The sequence below is a fragment of the Ruegeria sp. CDSB114 genome, from assembly GCF_059611025.1.
Window position 1 is genome coordinate 46,472 of sequence record NZ_JBXWOT010000013.1, and the last position, 19,006, is coordinate 65,477.

The following is a 19,006-nucleotide window of genomic DNA, read 5'->3' on the forward strand; positions in this document are numbered from 1 at the left end:
AAACCTTAGACTGGTTGGGCTATGGCAGACGGCACTGAAACAGAATCCCGTAAGCTGCTGGGGCGGCTGCGTGAAGAGATGGCGAGCGAAGCTGCCGGTCAGGAACGTCTTGACCGGATCACTCACCTGATCGCAGACAGTATCCGGGCCGAGGTCTGCTCGATCTATCTGTTCCGCGACGAAGAAACCCTGGAACTTTGTGCGACCGAAGGCCTGTCGCCCGAGGCCGTTCATAAGACCCGTATGCGCATGGGCGAAGGACTGGTGGGGCGCGTCGCGAAATCCGGCAAAATCGTGAATACGCCCGATGCGCCGTCAGCCAAGGGCTTTCGCTATATGCCGGAAACGGGCGAGGAGCGTTTCTCGTCTTTTCTGGGTGTACCGATTCAGCGGCTGGGTGAAAAGCTTGGCGTTCTGGTTGTTCAGTCCCGCAACGCGCGCGAATATTCTGCGGACGAAGTTTATGCGCTGGAAGTGGTTGCAATGGTTCTGGCCGAAATGGCTGAACTGGGAGCATTCGTTGGCGAGGGCGCGGCCCTGTCGCCACGCCACCAGCAACCGGTTCAGTTTACAGGCGGCCCAGCACAAGAGGGCTCGGCCGAAGGCCATGTCTGGCTGCACGAACCGCGCGTTGTTGTTACCAACCCGATTGCCGATGACCCGCATCGCGAACAGGAACGTCTGACCGAGGCGGTCGAAGAATTGCGCGTCGGTGTCGACAAGATGCTCGAGATATCCAAGAACGGCGACAAGGAACAGCTACAGGTTCTGGAAGCCTATCGCATGTTCGCCAACTCCAAAGGCTGGATGCGCCGGATGGAGGAGGACATTGCACTTGGGCTTAGCGCCGAAGCTGCGGTGGAAAAGGAACAATCCCAGGCGCGCGCGCGCATGAGCCAAGTCTCCGACCCCTATCTGCGCGAGCGATTGGCGGATTTGGACGATCTCAGCAACCGTCTGCTGCGCATTTTGACCGGGCAAGGGCAGACAAACAGTGCCGACCTGCCACCGGACCCAATCCTGGTTGCCCGGAATATCGGTCCAGGTGACCTGCTGGAATATGGCCGGTCCTTGAAAGGCATCGTGCTCGAAGAGGGCTCGGTCGGAAGCCATGCCACCATTGTTGCCCGTGCTTTGGCCATACCACTGGTGGTCCATGTTGGGCGCATTACGACCGAGGCCCTGAACGGAGACCATATCCTGGTTGATGGCGATCAGGGCACTGTGCAGCTCAGACCAGAAGATACCGTGGTCAGCGCGTTCCGTGATAAGGTCGCGATGCAGGCCAAGGCGCAGGAACGCTATGCCTCGATCCGCGAAACGCCAACGGTGACGCGGGATGGAGAGCGGATCAATCTGGTGATGAACGCGGGTCTGATGGCGGACCTGCCTTCGCTGAACAACTCCGGTGCCGAAGGCGTGGGCCTGTTTCGTACCGAGCTCCAGTTCCTGATCCGCAATAAGATGCCCAAGCGTTCCGAGCTTGTGACGCAATATCAGCGGGTTCTGGATGCGGCCGATAAAAAGCGCGTGGTATTTCGCACGCTGGATATCGGGTCCGACAAAGTTCTGCCCTACATGAAACATATCGAGGAGCCGAACCCGGCCTTAGGCTGGCGCGCAATTCGGGTTGGCCTGGATAAGCGCGGCGTGATGCGGATGCAGCTGCAGGCTCTGATCCGGGCCGCCAATGGTCGTCCGTTGACGGTCATGTTCCCATTCGTGGCACAAGCGGAAGAGTATTACGAAGCGCGATGGGAAGTGAATAAGACCATCGACCGCGAGAAACGTCTGGGCCATGCCCTGCCTGAAAGTATTGAAGTCGGAGCGATGTTGGAAACACCCTCACTCGCTTTTGCACCGCAGAAGTTTTTTGACGAAGTCGATTTCATTTCGATTGGTGGCAATGATCTGAAACAGTTCTTCTTTGCTGCCGACCGTGAAAACGAGTTGGTCCGCCGCCGCTATGACTCGCTGAATGTCAGTTTCCTGACTTTTATCGAACGGATCGTAGAACGCTGCAACATCTCGGATACGCCACTCAGCTTCTGCGGTGAAGACGCAGGACGCCCGGTCGAGGCGCTGTGTCTGGCCGCGATGGGAATCCGGACGTTGTCGATGCGCCCGGCGTCGATTGGGCCGGTCAAAAGCGTATTGTTGCGGGCAGATCTGCAAGCAGTGCGCAAGATCATATCGGACGCTCGCCATCGCGGAGAGCAATCCGTGCGACCAGCTGTGATGGAATGGTTGCGCAGCCAGGGGTAGTGCGTCAAATCCACCCTTGCTTTCTTTTCTCGCTTTGCCTAAGGAAATAGTGAATGTTAGCGATAACATTTTCTATTCACCGGCGCTGTTAGCTTTAAGTGCTATTGTGGTTCAGCAGAGGATTGAAGGAGCCCGACGATGGTTTCACGCGTAATTCCCGTTAACCCGTTCGATCTGGTGCTGTTTGGCGCGACCGGTGATCTGGCGCAGCGAAAAATCCTGCCGGGTTTGTGTCATCGTTTCGAAGTCGGCCAGATGCCAGACGAAGCCCGGATTATCGGGTCTGCCCGATCCGCCATTGATAGCGACGCGTTTCGGGATCAGATACGCGCCTCGATGAAAGAGTTCGCGCCGGAATTCAAAAAAGACGTTCTGGACCGCTTTCTGTCACGCGTGGAATATGTACAGGTTGATGCCTTGGGTGATGCGGGCTGGGACAATCTGGCCAAGTCATTGCGCCCAGACGTTGTGCGAGCGTTTTACCTTTCTGTCGGCCCAAGCTTGTTCTCGGGCATTGCGAAACGGCTGAACGATCACGATCTTGCAACGCCTGACAGTCGTATCGTTGTGGAAAAGCCGTTTGGTCATGATTTGGCCTCGGCCAAAGCGCTGAACGAAGGGCTGCGCGCCTGTTTCGAAGAACATCAGATCTATAGGATCGACCACTATTTGGGCAAAGAGACCGTGCAGAACCTGATGGCCCTGCGCTTTGCCAATTCCCTGTTCGAGCCGTTGTGGAACGCAACACATGTCGACCACGTCCAGATCACCGTGGCTGAAACCGTCGGCGTCGAGGGGCGCGGGGTCTATTACGATCAGTCGGGTGCAATGCGGGATATGATCCAGAACCACTTGGTACAGCTGCTGTGCCTGACAGCGATGGAGCCGCCGTCCAAGTTCTCTCCCAACGCGGTTCGCGATGAAAAGGTCAAAGTGATCGAGGCGCTTGAGCCGGTGATGCCTGCGGATATCGCCCGCGGTCAATACCGCACGGGTGAGGGCGGTGACGGGTATCTGGACCATGTCGGCAACCCTGCAAGCCGGACAGAAAGCTATATTGCGCTAAAGGTTCATTTGGGTAACTGGCGTTGGGCTGGGGTGCCTTTTTATCTGCGCACCGGAAAACGTTTGCGTGCGCGCGAGTCGGAAATCGCCGTCTACTTCAAGGATCCTCCACACACTATCTTCCCCAATGTAGGGCCATTGCATGGAAATGTGCTGGTGATCCGTCTGCAACCGGACGAAGGGATCACCCTGCGCACCACCATCAAAGATCCCGGTCCGGGCGGGTTCCGCCTGTCGGATGTGTCGCTGGATATGAGCTTTGCCGAGGCGCTGGGCGCAGATGCGCGGGCTCAGGACGCTTATGAACGGCTGGTGATGGATGTGATCCGCGGTGACCAGACCCTGTTCATGCGTGGCGACGAGGCCGAAGCCGCCTGGGCGTGGGTTGACCCTATTATTCAGGGTTGGGAAAACCGGGGCGACCGGCCATCGAAATATGATCAGGGCAGTTCCGGGCCCGAAGAAGCTCTGATGCTGATGCATCGCGACGGGCGCCGCTGGCGTCAGATCGGAGGTTAGACATGGTTAACTCAGTTATCACCGACGTCACGCAACGGATTATAGCGCGCAGCGCCGATTTGCGTGGCCCGCATCTCGAGCGGATGGAACAGGCTCGGTCCAAAGGCCCGGCGCGGGCGCATCTGTCCTGCAGCGGTCAGGCCCACGCTTATGCCGGCGCAGGCGATGACCAACAATCGATGGCCACTGGCACGGCGGGCAATCTGGGCATAGTCACCGCCTATAACGACATGCTGTCAGCCCATCAGCCGTTCGAGCGCTATCCCGGCCTGATCCGCGATGCGATCCGCACCGCAGGTGGAACCGCGCAAGTGGCAGGTGGCGTACCGGCAATGTGTGACGGCGTCACGCAGGGCGAGGCGGGGATGGAACTGTCGCTGTTCTCGCGCGATGTGATCGCATTGGCTACAGGCGTGGCGCTGAGCCACAACACTTATGACGCTGCCGTGTTTCTGGGGGTCTGCGACAAGATCGTGCCCGGCCTTGTGATCGGCGCGCAGGCGTTCGGCCATCTGCCAGCTGTATTCCTGCCCGCAGGCCCGATGACCAGCGGTTTGCCAAATGACGAAAAGGCCAAGATCCGCCAGAAATTCGCCGCCGGAGAGATCAACCGCGCCGAGCTCATGGCCGCCGAGATGGCCGCCTATCATGGCCCCGGCACCTGCACCTTTTATGGCACCGCCAATACCAACCAGATGCTGATGGAGTTCATGGGCCTGCACCTTCCGGGATCCAGCTTTGTCAATCCAAACACACCGCTGCGCGATGCGCTGACAGAAGAAGGTGCGCGCCGTGCTCTGTCGCTCAGTGCGCTGGGCAACAACTATGCGCCGGTCTGCCAGATACTTGACGAACGTGCCTTTGTGAACGGCATCGTCGGTCTGATGGCCACTGGCGGGTCGACAAACCTGCTGATCCACCTGATCGCGATGGCGCGCGCGGGCGGTATCGTGCTGGATTGGCAGGATTTTTCCGAAATCTCCGCCGTGGTGCCTTTGGTTGCGAGGGTCTACCCCAACGGACTGGCCGATGTGAACCATTTCCACGCCGCGGGCGGGCTGGGCTATTGCATTGGCACGCTGCTCGAAGACGGGTTGCTGCACCCCGACACGCTGACCGTCGCGGGGCAGGGGCTGCACAATTATACCAAAGAACCCAAGCTGAAAGACGGCGATCTGACCTGGGAGGACGGCGCAGGCCAAAGCCTGAATGACAAGATATTGCGCCCCGCCAAAGACCCGTTCCAACCTACAGGAGGTCTCTCGCGGCTCAGCGGCAATCTGGGTACCGGAGTGATGAAGGTTTCGGCGGTTGCCCCCGAGCATCAGGTGGTCGAGGCCCCGGTACGGGTGTTTCAAACTCAGGATGCGGTCAAGGCGGCGTTCAAAGCCGGAGAGTTCACGGATGACGTCATCGTCGTTGTGCGCTTTCAGGGACCCAAGGCGAATGGCATGCCCGAATTGCATTCATTGACGCCGATGCTGTCGATCCTTCAGGGCCGGGGGCAAAAGGTGGCGCTGGTGACCGATGGCCGTATGTCCGGTGCATCTGGCAAGGTTCCTGCTGCCATTCATATCTGCCCCGAGGCTCTGGATGGCGGCGCGATCGCCTATTTGCAGGATGGCGACATTCTACGCGTGGATGCCATAAACGGTGCGCTCGAAATCCTCACCCCAGGTGTGCTTGACCGCACTCCGGCCACGGCTGACCTTTCTGCCAACCAACATGGTGTCGGGCGCGATCTGTTCGGCGCGTTTCGCAACGCTGTCGGCACCGCGGATACCGGCGCCAGCATCTTCGGAGTGTAAGACCTATGTACAAGACACAACGTACCCGTGAAATCTGTGCCCTTGCCCCGATTGTCCCGGTTCTTGTAATTGACGACGCCACCAGCGCACGACCTCTGGCCGAAGCTCTGGTCGCGGGCGGTCTTCCTGCGCTCGAAGTCACTTTGCGCACCCCGGCAGCGCTCGATGCGATCCGGGCGATGGCGCAGGTTCCCGGTGGCGTCGTCGGTGCGGGTACATTGATCACGCCTGATGACGTGCGCGCCGCGAAAGAGGCTGGCGCGCAGTTTGGCGTCTCGCCCGGTGCCACTGACGCCTTGATCGCCGCATGCGAAGCCCAAGACCTGCCTCTGCTGCCCGGCGCCGCAACCGCCACCGAGGCGATGGCCCTGCTGGAAAAAGGCTATGACATGCTGAAATTCTTCCCGGCCGAGGCCTCGGGCGGGGCGCCTGCGCTCAAGGCTATCGGCGCGCCCTTGCCGCAAATCACCTTCTGCCCAACGGGCGGTGTATCGCCTTCAAATGCCCGAGATTACCTGTCTTTGTCCAACGTGATCTGTGCGGGCGGCAGCTGGGTAGCACCCAAACAGATGGTCGCAGAAGGCAACTGGTCCGGGATCGAAACGCTTGCCCGGGATGCCGCCAAGCTGATGGATTGACGCCGAAATTGGCCACGTTAGGGTAGGGCCAATTCAAACAGGTTGATCCCATGACACATCCAATCTCCCTCGCGCGTGGGCGCGAGTATCTGGCCATTCCAGGCCCCTCGGTCATGCCAGACGCTGTGCTGCAGGCGATGCACCGACCGTCACCAAATATCTACGACGGCGAATTGATCGAGATGATGCCCGATCTGATCCGCGATCTGCGTCGCGTCGCCCGCACGGCCCATAAACTGGCCATCTACATTGCCAACGGCCATGGCACGTGGGAGGCGGCACTGTCGAACACCATCGCGCCAGGTGAGACAGTGCTTGCCCCCGCATCGGGGCGGTTTACCCATGGATGGGCCGAAATGGCCGAAGGGATCGGCGCCAAGGTGGATGTGATTGATTTCGGAACCAGCTCGGTCTGGGATTTCGATCGCATTGCAGAGGTGCTACGTGCTGATTCATCGCATGATATCAAGGCTATACTTGCAGTTCACGTGGATACCTCGAGCTCAATTCGCAACAACCTCCCGGCGCTGCGCGCGTTGCTGGATGATCTGGGTCACCCGGCACTGGTGATGGCGGACTGCATCGCCTCGCTGGGATGTGAGCAATTCGAGATGGATGCCTGGGGTGTCGACGTGACTGTTACCGCCTGTCAAAAAGGGCTGATGACCCCACCGGGCATGGGGTTTGTATTCTTCAACGACAAGGCGCAGGCAAAACGGGCAGCAATGCCGCGTGTTTCCCGGTATTGGGACTGGCAACCACGAGCCAATCCCGAGCTATTCTACCAATACTTCGATGGTACCGCACCGACCCATCATCTCTATGGGCTGCGGGCGGCGCTCGACCTGATCCACGCGGAAGGGATCGAAAATGTCTGGGCGCGCCATCAACGCCTCGCTCAGGCAATTTGGACCGCCTGCGAAATCTGGGCACAGGGCGGTGCGCTGTCGTTGAACGTAGCTGACCGCGCAGACCGAAGTCATGCGGTCACCGCGCTGCGCCTGAGTGGAGGGCTCGGAACCCCATTGCGGTCCTATACCGAACAATCGCTGGGCCTGACTTTGGGAATAGGCCTCGGGATGGAAGATTGGGACGGCTGTTTTCGCCTGGGCCATATGGGTCACATCAATGCACAGATGGTCATGGCGATGCTTGGCGGCGTGGAAACTGCCATGGCCGCCCTTGATATTCCGCGCGGCACGGGTGCGTTAGAAGCCGCCGCCACCGCGCTTGTGACCTGAGACCAGCCCCCGATCTCAGTGCTAATCTGTATCTTCATCTGACTCAAAATACTTTCGGGGGGAATCGCGCAAACGGCGCGATGGGGGCAGACAGCCCCCCCGTCCCGATGGCCATAAGCGAGAGCTTCAGACGTTCAGCGCCCGGGCGTCAGCAAGCGCTTTTGGCAAAGAGGCGGCAAAAGCCCCTAGATTGGAGGCATCGCCGCAGCTCACTCGAATGCACCTGTTCTGAGGCGCGGCAAAGGGCATCCGAACGAAAACCCCCTGCGCCACCAGCGACTCCAGAACAGCCTTGGCAAACACCCCATCCTGACCGCAATCGATGGCCACGAAATTGGTGGCTGAGGGTAAAGGGTGCAGCCCGTTCTCCAACGCAATCGCGTTGATCCGCTCGCGCGCATCTGAGATGCGGGCACGGATTTGTAACAGCCAAACTTCATCCTGCAGCGCAGCCAACGCGCCTGCTTGTGCAGCCTTGTTCATACCGAAATGGTTGCGCACCTTGTTGAACGCCGAGATCAGGCCTGGCGCCCCAATGGCATAGCCGACACGCGCGCCGGCCATTCCGTACACTTTGGAAAACGTGCGCATCCGGATCACACGCGGGTCATCTGCGGCAACCGGCGCTGCAGTCCCGTCGGGGGCGCATTCCACATATGCCTCGTCCAGAACCAGCAAACAGCCATCGGGCAGCGCATCCAATACAGCCACGATATCAGTGCCCGAATGCCAGCTGCCCATAGGGTTGTCAGGATTGGCCAGATAGACCAGCTTAGCCTTGACCTCAGCGGCCTTGGTAAAGAGTGCATGAGGGTCTTCGTGATCGTCGCGATAGGGAACCGTATGAATCACCCCGCCAAACCCGGCGACGTGATAGTTGAAGGTCGGATAGGCCCCGTCCGAGGTCACAACCGTATCTCCTTGCACAACCAGCAGGCGCACCAGATAGCCCAGCAACCCATCAATGCCTTCGCCAACCACGATATTTTCGGGTGAGACGGAGTGGTACTCAGCCAGGGCGCGGCGCAGGTTGTGGTTTTCTGGATCAGCATACATCCAGATATCGCCAGTTGCCTGCCGCATGGCCTCGATAGCGCGCGGCGAAGGGCCAAAGACATTCTCATTCGCACCCAGACGGGCCACAAATGGTGCACCGCGCTGTCGTTCCTGTGTTTCAGGGCCGACAAAAGGCACAGAAGCAGGAAGAGATTGGGCAAGCGGGGTATAGCGTGGATTGGTCATGCAGACAGATAAACGCAAGGTCATCCGACAGGCAACCTTGCTTTGCCTGCACAGTGCCCACAGTCTGGCATCAACAAAAACAAAGGAGTGTCCATGCGCATCGCGATTGGTTTGGCTTTTGTGGGGCTTGCCTATTTGATATTTTGGCCTGTTGGCGTGGACCCAGTGGCCTGGGAGCCGCCCGAAGCTCCGGGCTTTACCGGCGCGTTTGCCGAGAACAACGCTTTGGACAGCCTCGAACTAGTCTCTTTGCCGGATGGCGAGGAAGGCCCGGAAGACATCGCGATCATGCCGGATGGCACGATCTACACGACATCCATGTCCGGCGCGCTTTATCGGATCGACGGCGACAGCCCGGTCAAGATCGACGACCTGGGTGGGCGCCCTTTGGGTCTGCAAGCTGGGCCGGACGGCGCGCTATATATCGCAGATAGCTACCGGGGGCTGATGCGCTGGACCGGGCCCGGCACGCTGGTATCCCTTGTGTCCGAGATTGGCGGGTCTCCGGTGGTCTATGCCAATCAGTTGGACGTGGCTCCGGACGGTACGGTCTATTTCTCGAACTCGTCTGATCGGTTCGATCCCGAAACCATGGGCGGTACCAAAGCCACCTCGGTCCTGACCATCTGGGAGCAGTCGGATACGGGATACGTGGCCCGCTATTCCCCTGATGGCACAACAAAAAAGGTGGCCGAGGGCTTTGTCTATACCAATGGTGTAGCGCTTTCCCCGCAGACGGATTTTCTGCTGATCGCCGAAACTGGTCGTGCGCGGGTGCACAAGCTCTGGCTAACTGGGCCGAGTGCTGGGCAGCGCGAGGTGTTGATGGAAAACCTGCCGGGATACCCCGATAACCTCACGGCGCAGGGCGACGGCACTTATTGGATGGCCTTCGCCAGCCCACGGGTGCCGAGTGAAGCTTTGATGCCCTATCCCTTTTTGCGCAAGGTGATCTGGCGGCTGGGTCCCTTGGTGCGACCGGCGCCGATTCATCGCGGCATGATCGTCCAATTCGACGGGGATGGCACAATCCTGCAAACCTTGCAGGACCCCGGCGGGCGGCTGGGCATCACCACGGCGGGTCAGGTCGTTGGTGACCTGTTCTATGTCATGACGCTGGATTCGCCGTGGTATGGCCGGATGCCCGTCGCTGATTTGCCCTGACGTCGTGGTGGCACTGTCCTCATCTTGCTGGCATGGTTGACGCAACACTGATTTCCGGAGGGACCAATGTCTCGCGTTTCCATCGAATACAAAGACCATATCGCCCATGTCACGCTAACCCGTGGCGACAAGATGAACGCGCTGGACGAAGCCATGATCAAGGCGATCCTGTCTGCCGGGCAAGAGGTGGCGGTCTCCGACGCCCGCGCCGTGGTGCTGTCGGGTGAGGGTAAAAGCTTCTGCGCCGGTCTCGACATGGCCAGTTTCGCCAGCATGGCCCACAAGGGCCCAACCGAATGGCTGATGAACCGCAGCCATGACGACGCCAACGAAATGCAGGAGCTTGCCTTGATCTGGCGCCGTGTTCCCGTTCCAGTCATCTGTGCCATTCAGGGTGTGGCCTATGGTGGCGGACTGCAAATCGCACTGGGCGCGGATATCCGCATTGCCCACCCCGAGGCGAAATTGGCGGTGATGGAGATGAAATGGGGTATCATTCCCGACATGGGCGGCATGGTTCTGCTGCCCGAGCTTGTGCGCTCGGACGTGCTGCGCTTGCTGACGTATACTGCACGTCCAATAGGCGCGCCGCAGGCGGCTGATTGGGGGCTGGTCACGAAACTCTCGGACGATCCTTTGACCGAGGCGCTGGCTCTGGCTGAAGACATCGCAGGCCAAAGCCCTTCAGCCATCCGTGCCGCCAAGCGCCTGATCGACGTGGCCGAAACCCGTTCGCGAGCCGACGTTCTGCTGGCCGAATCTGCCGAACAGGTGGAGCTGATCGGCAAACCCGATCAGATGGAGGTTGTCATGGCGCAGATGCAGGGTCGTAAGCCGAAGTTCAAGTAGTCACCACATGAATCCCGATGCGCATCGCGGACCTGCGTGTCAGGCAGTGGGGTGTAGGCTTTGCGCATCTTTTCCAGCGTTACATGAAACGAATTCTCTGGGTTGGACTTTGGTCTGTGCTTTCTTGACCCGGCGTTCCACCAGAGTTCCCAATGATCCAAATTTAAGCTGGTTTTGCTTTGGCTGTGGCCTCAAGGCTAAGCGGCTATCGCAGCCGGTTAGTCACCAGATAGGCAATGCCACCAGCCAGCAAACCCCAGACCGCGGCCCCCAGCCCGAAGACTGTGATACCGGACGCAGTGATAGCAAAAGTCAGGATCGCCGCCTCACGCTCGGCCACAACCTCCAGCGCAGCGTGGATCGCATTTGCCAGCACGCCGATCAGTGCGACCCCGGCCAGCGTCCCCACCAGCAACGGATCGGCATGGGCGGCAAATCCGGTGATGGCCACGGCAAAAATACCAAACAGGCAATAGAATACGCCACCCATGATGGCCGACCAATAGCGCAGCGCAGGATCGGGATGACTATCCTGATTTGAACACATCGCGGCAGTGATGGCGGCAAGGCAGGTGGCGGGGGCTCCGAACGGGGCGGACAGCAGGCTGGCCCCTCCGACGGCCGAGAACAATTTGCCCGGCACGGGCGCAAAGCCAAAGCTGCGCATCACCGCGATGCCGGGGATGTTCTGTGTCGCCATAGTGACGATGAACAGCGGCATTCCGATCCCTATGGCCGAGGCCAGCGAGAATGTAGGCATGGCCCAGATCGGTGCCGCAACCAGACGCTCGGGCATGATCGTTGTATCCCCGGCGTTCAGGATGACTACAACGGCTGCTGCGATCACTGCCGCGGGAACCGCAAAAAGCCGGTTGAACCGCCCCGCGATGAACCATGTCAGGATTACGGGTAGCGCCTGCGACGGAATCTCGACGGCCGCTTTGAACGGGAGGATACATAGCGGCATCAGAACCCCGGCAAGCATTGCCTGCGCTAACGTGGTCGGGATTGCAGCTGCCAACCTTCCCAGCGGTTTCCACAACCCAGCCACAATCGTCAAAGCGCCAGCGCACAGGAACGCACCGATAGCTCCTGAGAACCCCTCGACAGGTGTAGCGGATACAGCCAACAGCGCGACACCCGGCGTGGACCAGGCGACACTGATCGGCAACTTGTAGCGCAAGCTCAGCACGATGGCGGCCAGCCCCATGGCGATGGCGGCGGTCATCAGGCCCGATGCGGCCTCCTCCGGTGACGCGCCCATCGCATCCAGCCCCTGCAATACAATGGGGAATGAGCTGAAAAAGCCGACGATGGCCACAACCAATCCGGTTGAGATGGTCTGCATTGGTGGAAATGCACGTGTCATTCTGCCCTCAGCGTTATCAACCTGCACTTGCTAGCAATCGTAAGCGGAGGTGAACAGGGCGAAATCCGGGCCGGGGAACGAAAACCCCGCCAACGCGGGCGTGGCGGGGTCTGGTATCTTGAACGGTTTGGAGCAGACGAAGATCAGGCGATTTCGGCCAGACGTGCCAGCGCCTCGTTCAGTTTCACCTCTTCCTCTTCACGGGCGGCGAGGTTGGCTTTGGCTTCGGCGACAACCTCTTCCGGGGCCGAGGCCACAAATTTCGGATTGTTCAGACGACCGCGCAAACCACCCAATTCCTTGGCAAGTTTGCCCTTGGCCTTTTCCAGTCGTTCCTTTTCGGCGCCGATATCGATGATATCTGCCAGCGGCAAACCGAACGTCGCACCCGGCGCGGCAATCGAGATCGTTCCCTTGGGAAATGCATCCACTTTGGTCAGGCTGTCGATCCGCGCCAGCCGCTTGATCAGCGCCTCGTTACGGTCCCATGCAGCTTGGCCATGCGCGTCAATCTCTGTCACCAGCATCGGTACATAAAGGCCCGCCGGAACCCGCATCTGCGCACGAGCTGAGCGCGTGTTCTCGATCACCGAAATCACCCAGTTCATTTCGCGATCCGCCTCTGGGTCGACCAGTTCGGTGCCGTAAGTCGGCCAGTCGGCGTGTACGACCATCTTGGCGCGCGTGCCTGTCAGCCCCCACAGTTCCTCGGTAACGAAGGGCATGATCGGGTGCAGCAAGACCATGCACTGGTCCAGAACCCAGCGCATGGTAGCGCGGGTCTCGGCCTGTGCTTCGGCATCGTCACCCTGCAGCAGCGGTTTGGAGAGTTCAACGTACCAGTCGCAGACCTTACCCCAGACAAAGGCGTAAAGCCCGTTGGCCGCATCGTTGAAACGATAGCTTTCCAGTGCGGCGTCGACCTCGGCCCGTACGCGGGCAGTTTCGCCTATGATCCAACGGTTTACGGCGGCCTTGGGTTTCAGATCGGCGACGTTTAGTTGCGGTACGGCGTCGGTGAAGACCTCGTTCATCTCGGCAAAGCGAACAGCGTTCCAAAGTTTTGTACCAAAGTTGCGATAGCCGGTGATGCGTTCGCGAGACAGTTTCAACACGCCGCCAATCGCCGCCATCGAGGCATTGGTAAAGCGCAGCGCGTCGGCGCCGAATTCGTCCACGATCTCCAGCGGGTCGATGACGTTGCCGGTGGTCTTGGACATCTTCTTGCCCTTCTCGTCGCGGACGAGCTGGTGCAGGTAGACGGTGTGGAACGGGATCTGATCGACCACCGCCAGTTGCATCATCATCATCCGGGCGACCCAGAAGAACAGGATGTCAAAGCCGGTGATCAGAACGTCCGTGGGGAAGTAGCGTTCCAGCTCCTCGGTCTGCTCGGGCCAGCCCAGCGTGCCGATGGGCCAGAGGCCGGAGGAAAACCAGGTGTCGAGAACGTCGGGGTCACGCCAAACCGGATAAACCAGCTTCGTCGGGTCTTGTTCAACTGCATACTGAGCAAGGCTTTCGGCGAATTGATGGATCGCTTCTTGCTTATCGGCAACTTCGATTACAGTTGCGTGGCTTAGCGGGCTGGGAATGTTTGCATTATCGTCCAGGAATTTTTCAGTCACTGCCTCCAGACTCGACGCGCATTCCATGACATTGCCACGATGCAACATACCACCTTCGTTCAGCAAACGACCCAATTCGACCAGATCAAGGTTGCCGTCGTTTTCGTCATCTTTGAAGTTTTCGGCCGACAGGTCGAGACCATACCAAACCGGAATCTGATGCCCCCACCACAACTGGCGCGAGATGCACCAGGGCTCGATGTTTTCCAGCCAGTGGTAATAGGTCTTCTCGCCCGATTCCGGGATGATCTTGACCGTGCCGTCCTTGACCGCGTCCAGCGCGGGGCCGACGACTTTTTCGGCATCCACGAACCACTGGTCAGTGAACATCGGTTCGATCACGACCTTCGAGCGGTCGCCAAAGGGCTGCATGATCGGTTTGCTCTCGACCAGCGGGACGAGTGCAGCCGGGTCGTCGTCCTCACCCAGCTTTGTGCCCAGAACCGGATTATCGGCGCGGGTCATGACGGCCAGACCGTCGGCGGTGATCTCTTCGACAACCTTGGCGCGCGCCTCGAACCGGTCGAGCCCGCGCAGGTGGTCGGGGATCAGGTTGATCGCGTCGATCTCATTCTCGGTGAATGCTTTGCCGCGTGCGTATTCCTGCGCTTTGCCCGCCTCCTCGGCGTAAGGCACTCCATCGGCCCGCATTGCGCCACGCGTGTCCATCAGACGGTACATCGGAATACCGCCACGCTTGGCGACCATGTTGTCGTTGAAATCATGCGCGCCGGTGATCTTCACCGCGCCCGAGCCGAAATCGGGATCGGGATAGTCATCAGTAATGATCGGAATCTGGCGACGATGTTCCTTTGGTCCAACAGGAATTTCACAGAGTTTGCCGATGATTGGCGCGTAGCGCTCATCTGACGGATGAACCGCAACCGCGCCGTCGCCCAGCATTGTTTCGGGCCGTGTCGTGGCGATTGAGATATAGTCGCGCTGTTCCTCAAGCACGATATTCCCGTCCTCATCCTTTTCGACATACGTATAGGTCTCACCACCCGCCAGCGGGTACTTGAAGTGCCACATATGGCCCGCGACTTCGATATTCTCGACCTCAAGATCCGAGATTGCGGTCTCAAAATGCGGGTCCCAATTGACCAGACGCTTGCCGCGATAGATCAGGCCCTTTTCGTACATTTCTACGAAGACCTTGATGACGGCATCGTGGAAATTTGCAGAATTCTCATGCCCTGTGCGCGGGTCACCCGGTGCACCTGCCATGGTAAACGCGTTGCGCGACCAATCGCAGCTGGCGCCAAGACGCTTGAGCTGTTCAATGATCGTGCCGCCGTATTCACCCTTCCATTCCCAGACTTTCTCAAGGAACTTCTCGCGCCCGAGTTCACGCCGCCCTTCGTTGCCCTGCGCCGCCAGCATCTTTTCAACCTGCATCTGCGTGGCGATGCCTGCGTGGTCCTGACCGGGTTGCCAAAGCGTGTCGAAGCCGCGCATCCGGTGCCAGCGGGTCAGGATATCCTGCAGCGTGTTATTGAACGCGTGTCCCACATGCAGCGCCCCCGTCACGTTGGGTGGCGGGATCATGATGGTAAAGCTTTCATCGCGCGATCTGTTCGCGCCCGCCTTGAAGGCTCCGGCCTGTTCCCAGGCCTCGTAAATGCGGGCCTCGGCCTCGGCCGCGTTGAATGTCTTTTCCATCGCCATTGGATGCGTCCTGCGTCAACAAATTCGGGTTAGCGCTTGCAATATCGAAAGGATAGCAAAAGGGAAAGGGCCAAGCGCCGGGGCTATGGACAATGATGCATCGCAGCCTAATGTCGCCTAGAGGCAGAGACAGGAGCGCGCGGTGGAAAAGTTTGGCAAAAGCCAGCCCGTCAAACGGACCGAGGACCAGCGGTTTCTGACCGGGCAGGGGCATTTTATGGACGATGTCCTGCCGCACGGGGCTTTGCATGCGGTATTCGTGCGATCCCAGGTGGCACATGGGGTGATTGGGGCGCTGGATCTGGATGACGCGCACGCGGCCGAAGGGGTGCGGCTCATCATGACGCTGGACGACCTGAAGGCCGCCGGGATCGACACGTGTATGAATGCGGCCATCCTGAATAACCGAGACGGTTCGAAAGCCGTTGCGCCGGACCGGCATATGCTGGCCGCGGATCGCATACGGTTTGTCGGAGAACCCGTCGCTGTAGTCATTGCCGACACCGCCTTACAGGCCCGCGATGCGGCCGAGCTGATCTGGGTCGAAACCTCAGACTTGCCCGTAAAACTGGACGTGTGTGCGGGCGGAGAAACGCTGCACGCGGAAACTCCGGATAATCGGGCATTTGACTGGGCGCTGGGCGATGAGGCGGCAACTATTGCTGCGTTTCAGCAGGCGGCTCATACCGTTGCACTGAATGTGGAAGACAATCGAGTGATCATCACGTCGATTGAACCGCGGGGCTGTCAGGCGCATTGGGTTGATGGGCGGTTGCACTTTTCCTATGGCGGGCAGGGGGTTTGGGCCATGCGTGGTCAGCTGGCGCAAAAGTTGCGACTCAACCCCGAAGATATCCGCGTCACGACCCCGGATGTCGGTGGCGGGTTCGGCATGAAGGTCATGCCCTATCCTGAATATTTCTGTGTGGCCGTAGCTGCGATGAAGTTGGACCAGCCTGTTCACTGGATGTCTGACCGTTCCGAGGCAATGTTGTCCGATCACCATGGCCGCGACCTGTCTTCGCTGGCCGAGCTGGCATTTGACAGCGATCACCGGATCACCGCCTATCGGGTGCACAGCAAGGTAAATCTTGGGGCCTATAACAGCCATTTCGGCCAGGCGATACAAACCAATCTCTTCAGCAAAGTGTTGATGGGCGCCTATGATGTACAAACCACCTTTCTGCGGGTCGAGGGGTTCTTTACCAATACAACGCAGGTTGACGCCTATCGCGGCGCAGGACGGCCCGAGGCGATATATGTCCTTGAACGCGCTTTCGACCGCGCGGCCCGAGAACTGGGAGTGGATCCCTGGGAGTTGAGGCGCAAGAATTTCATCCGGCCTGAGGCATTTCCTTACAAGACCGCGACCGGCGAAACGTATGATGTCGGCGATTTCGACATGGTCCTGTCCCAAAACCAAAGACAATCCAGCGGCTTTGCCGCCCGCAAGATCGCCGATGCTGAACGCGGTTTGTTCCGGGGGCAGGGGATTTGTTACTATATCGAAAGCATTTTGGGCGACCCTTCCGAGAACGCAAAGATCGAGTTCGTTGAGGATGGCACCTTGAAACTTTTTGTCGGAACCCAATCCAACGGGCAGGGGCACGAAACGGTCTATGCTCAGTTCCTGTCTGACCAAACCGGGGTTCCCCTGGATTGCATCACCGTAGTTCAAGGTGACAGCGACCAGCTTCCGAATGGTGGGGGAACCGGGGGATCGAGATCAGTTACGGTGCAAAGTACAGCGACGCTTGCCACGATCGACGTCATGGTTGCCGCATTCACGCCCTATCTCGCAGATAAGATGGGGGTGGAGGAAAGCGACGTGCGCTTTGATTTTGAAACCTTCCGCGCGCCGGGATCAAACCTGACGCCCACTTTGACCGAGGCCGCGGATATGGCCCGTGCCGACGGGCGCGTTGATTTGTTGCAGCATCAGGCAAGCATCACGCTGGACGACCGTAGCTATCCCAACGGGGCACATGTTGTCGAAATCGTGATTGACCCTTGTACCGGCGAAACATGGGTAGACCGCTATACTGTGGTCGATGATTTCGGTAATCTTATCAATCCGATGCTGGCCGAGGGGCAAGTTCATGGTGGTGTCGCACAAGGCATCGGTCAGGCGCTGTCCGAACATGTTGTCCATGATGCGCAGGGGCAACTGCTCACGGCATCGTTGATGGATTACGCCTTGCCCCGCGCAGCCGAGATACCCATGATTAAGTTTACCTCGGCGCCGGTACCGTCAACCTCTAACCCGTTGGGAATGAAAGGATGCGGAGAGGCCGGCACCGTGGGCGCGCTGGCTGCAGTGGCAAATGCGGTTCAGGATGCGCTCTGGGATCACGAGGTGCGGCAGGCCGATATGCCTTTTACGCCGCACAAAGTATGGGAACTGCTGAACGATGCAACTGTCGCGGCTGAGTAGAAAGGTACTGGGGTGGCTTGGACGGCCGCTGCGTTCCGAGCATTCGGCCGAAACGCGCCATCGCGAACCTGTCAGCCATGTCATCATTCTAGACGGCACCATGTCGACGCTTGAGCCCGGATATGAAACTCATGCGGGGCAGGCGCTGCGGCTGTGCTGCGAGATGGGAAGCAAGGTATCCGTCTTCTATGAGGCCGGCGTGCAATGGGAAAGCTGGAAGTCCTCGTTGGATGTGATGATGGGGCGGGGGATCAATCGCCAGATACGCCGGGCCTATGGCTATCTGGCCTCGCGGTATAAGCCCGGCGACCGTATCTATTTCATCGGCTACTCACGTGGGGCCTACGGTGTGCGCAGCCTTGCGGGTGTGATCGACATGATTGGCCTGCTCAAGGCAGAGCACGCGACCGTAAGGAATATCAAACAGGCCTACCGCCACTATGAATGCAATGCCAATGGTAGCGCCGCCGCTGCGTTTCGCCGGCAGTTCTGCCATGAAGATGTTGCAATCGAAATGATCGGCGTGTGGGATACAGTAAAAGCGCTGGGCTTGCGTCTACCGCTGCTTTGGCGTTGGGCCGAGGATCGCCACGCCTTCCACAACCATCAGCTTGGTCCCGCTACACGCCACGGCTACCACGCGATGGCGCTGGATGAAACGCGCGAGGTATTCGAGCCGGTCCTGTGGAAATGTACCCCCGATTTTAAAGGCCATATCGAGCAAGTCTGGTTCCGAGGCACCCATGGCGATGTGGGTGGCCAGTTGAACGGGTTTGAAGAAGCCCGCCCCCTTAGCAACATCTCGCTGGTTTGGATGCTGGACAAGGCAGAGCTGCACGGCCTGCCGTTGCCGGAGGGATGGAGAGACCGCTTTGTGATCGACCCTCATGCGCGTTCGGTCGGCACATGGCGCGGTTGGGGTAAGATTTTCCTACTGCGCAAGCACCGCAAAGTAGGCCGCGACCGATCCGAGCGGCTGCATGTCTCGGTTTCGCCAAACGAACTGCCCGGTTGGGTGCCGATGTTGGATTTGCCATCGCATCCAGCGCAGTAATTCGGTTCCAGCTGCGAACAAAAATCACTGGGAACATTTACTGGTTAGTGAGACCCTAGTAC

12 protein-coding genes are annotated in these 19,006 nt (G+C 59.2%); 9 read left to right on the top strand and 3 right to left on the bottom strand.

Features of this window, described 5'->3' with window-relative positions:
- The first annotated feature begins 21 nt into the window (after positions 1-21).
- The 5 genes from ptsP to AC2FIP_RS19340 all read left to right on the top strand — a co-directional run bounded on the left by ptsP (position 22) and on the right by AC2FIP_RS19340 (position 7,536).
- Positions 22-2,265 (top strand): phosphoenolpyruvate--protein phosphotransferase, encoded by a 2,244-nt coding sequence (gene ptsP / locus AC2FIP_RS19320; protein WP_142638037.1) that lies wholly within the window; start codon positions 22-24, stop codon positions 2,263-2,265.
- A gap of 138 nt (positions 2,266-2,403) precedes the next feature.
- Positions 2,404-3,849 (top strand): glucose-6-phosphate dehydrogenase, encoded by a 1,446-nt coding sequence (zwf, locus tag AC2FIP_RS19325; RefSeq protein ID WP_496787774.1) that lies wholly within the window; start codon positions 2,404-2,406, stop codon positions 3,847-3,849.
- A gap of 2 nt (positions 3,850-3,851) precedes the next feature.
- Positions 3,852-5,657: a phosphogluconate dehydratase gene (gene edd, locus AC2FIP_RS19330; protein WP_496787775.1), complete on the top strand. Its 1,806-nt coding sequence runs from the start codon at positions 3,852-3,854 to the stop codon at positions 5,655-5,657.
- Positions 5,658-5,662: 5 nt separating this feature from the next.
- Entirely contained in the window at positions 5,663-6,295 is a 633-nt protein-coding gene (locus tag AC2FIP_RS19335) for a bifunctional 4-hydroxy-2-oxoglutarate aldolase/2-dehydro-3-deoxy-phosphogluconate aldolase (protein ID WP_496787777.1), read from the top strand.
- 50 nt (positions 6,296-6,345) lie between these two features.
- Positions 6,346-7,536, top strand: coding sequence for a pyridoxal-phosphate-dependent aminotransferase family protein (locus tag AC2FIP_RS19340; RefSeq protein WP_496787778.1), 1,191 nt, complete (start codon positions 6,346-6,348; stop codon positions 7,534-7,536).
- Between the two features lie 126 nt (positions 7,537-7,662).
- Here the strand turns inward: AC2FIP_RS19340 and AC2FIP_RS19345 are convergent, their stop codons facing one another.
- On the bottom strand, positions 7,663-8,778 hold the full coding sequence (locus AC2FIP_RS19345) for a pyridoxal phosphate-dependent aminotransferase (RefSeq protein ID WP_496787815.1): 1,116 nt from the start codon (positions 8,776-8,778) through the stop codon (positions 7,663-7,665).
- A 93-nt stretch (positions 8,779-8,871) separates the two neighbouring features.
- Here AC2FIP_RS19345 and AC2FIP_RS19350 point away from each other — a divergent pair, with 93 nt between their 5' ends.
- Together AC2FIP_RS19350 and AC2FIP_RS19355 are read left to right on the top strand one after the other, a co-directional pair.
- Positions 8,872-9,942 carry an SMP-30/gluconolactonase/LRE family protein gene (locus AC2FIP_RS19350; protein WP_496787779.1) on the top strand — a complete coding sequence of 357 codons (1,071 nt, stop codon included), beginning with the start codon at positions 8,872-8,874 and terminating at the stop codon, positions 9,940-9,942.
- A gap of 66 nt (positions 9,943-10,008) precedes the next feature.
- Positions 10,009-10,791, top strand: a complete 783-nt coding sequence (locus tag AC2FIP_RS19355) for a crotonase/enoyl-CoA hydratase family protein (RefSeq protein ID WP_496787781.1) — start codon at positions 10,009-10,011, stop codon at positions 10,789-10,791.
- A gap of 205 nt (positions 10,792-10,996) precedes the next feature.
- Here the strand turns inward: AC2FIP_RS19355 and AC2FIP_RS19360 are convergent, their stop codons facing one another.
- Together AC2FIP_RS19360 and AC2FIP_RS19365 are read right to left on the bottom strand one after the other, a co-directional pair.
- Positions 10,997-12,160 carry a benzoate/H(+) symporter BenE family transporter gene (locus AC2FIP_RS19360; RefSeq protein WP_496787783.1) on the bottom strand — a complete coding sequence of 388 codons (1,164 nt, stop codon included), beginning with the start codon at positions 12,158-12,160 and terminating at the stop codon, positions 10,997-10,999.
- A 143-nt stretch (positions 12,161-12,303) separates the two neighbouring features.
- On the bottom strand, positions 12,304-15,456 hold the full coding sequence (locus tag AC2FIP_RS19365) for a valine--tRNA ligase (protein ID WP_496787785.1): 3,153 nt from the start codon (positions 15,454-15,456) through the stop codon (positions 12,304-12,306).
- Between the two features lie 142 nt (positions 15,457-15,598).
- Here AC2FIP_RS19365 and AC2FIP_RS19370 point away from each other — a divergent pair, with 142 nt between their 5' ends.
- The gene (locus AC2FIP_RS19370) at positions 15,599-17,890 is read left to right on the top strand and encodes a xanthine dehydrogenase family protein molybdopterin-binding subunit (protein ID WP_496787786.1); all 2,292 of its coding nucleotides are present in this window, start codon (positions 15,599-15,601) and stop codon (positions 17,888-17,890) included.
- Complete coding sequence (locus AC2FIP_RS19375; RefSeq protein WP_142638056.1) at positions 17,868-18,944, top strand: T6SS phospholipase effector Tle1-like catalytic domain-containing protein; 1,077 nt, start codon at positions 17,868-17,870, stop codon at positions 18,942-18,944. Before AC2FIP_RS19370 ends, AC2FIP_RS19375 begins: the two co-directional genes overlap by 23 nt.
- Positions 18,945-19,006: the final 62 nt, after the last annotated feature.

Excerpts from the sequence above, each read along its gene's own strand:
- ptsP (WP_142638037.1), top strand. The coding sequence starts at position 22 with ATGGCAGACGGCACTGAAACAGAATCCCGTAAGCTGCTGGGGCGGCTG.
- zwf (WP_496787774.1), top strand. The coding sequence starts at position 2,404 with ATGGTTTCACGCGTAATTCCCGTTAACCCGTTCGATCTGGTGCTGTTT.
- edd (WP_496787775.1), top strand. The coding sequence starts at position 3,852 with ATGGTTAACTCAGTTATCACCGACGTCACGCAACGGATTATAGCGCGC.
- AC2FIP_RS19335 (WP_496787777.1), top strand. The coding sequence starts at position 5,663 with ATGTACAAGACACAACGTACCCGTGAAATCTGTGCCCTTGCCCCGATT.
- AC2FIP_RS19340 (WP_496787778.1), top strand. The coding sequence starts at position 6,346 with ATGACACATCCAATCTCCCTCGCGCGTGGGCGCGAGTATCTGGCCATT.
- AC2FIP_RS19345 (WP_496787815.1), bottom strand. The coding sequence starts at position 8,778 with ATGACCAATCCACGCTATACCCCGCTTGCCCAATCTCTTCCTGCTTCT.
- AC2FIP_RS19350 (WP_496787779.1), top strand. The coding sequence starts at position 8,872 with ATGCGCATCGCGATTGGTTTGGCTTTTGTGGGGCTTGCCTATTTGATA.
- AC2FIP_RS19355 (WP_496787781.1), top strand. The coding sequence starts at position 10,009 with ATGTCTCGCGTTTCCATCGAATACAAAGACCATATCGCCCATGTCACG.
- AC2FIP_RS19360 (WP_496787783.1), bottom strand. The coding sequence starts at position 12,160 with ATGACACGTGCATTTCCACCAATGCAGACCATCTCAACCGGATTGGTT.
- AC2FIP_RS19365 (WP_496787785.1), bottom strand. The coding sequence starts at position 15,456 with ATGGCGATGGAAAAGACATTCAACGCGGCCGAGGCCGAGGCCCGCATT.
- AC2FIP_RS19375 (WP_142638056.1), top strand. The coding sequence starts at position 17,868 with ATGCAACTGTCGCGGCTGAGTAGAAAGGTACTGGGGTGGCTTGGACGG.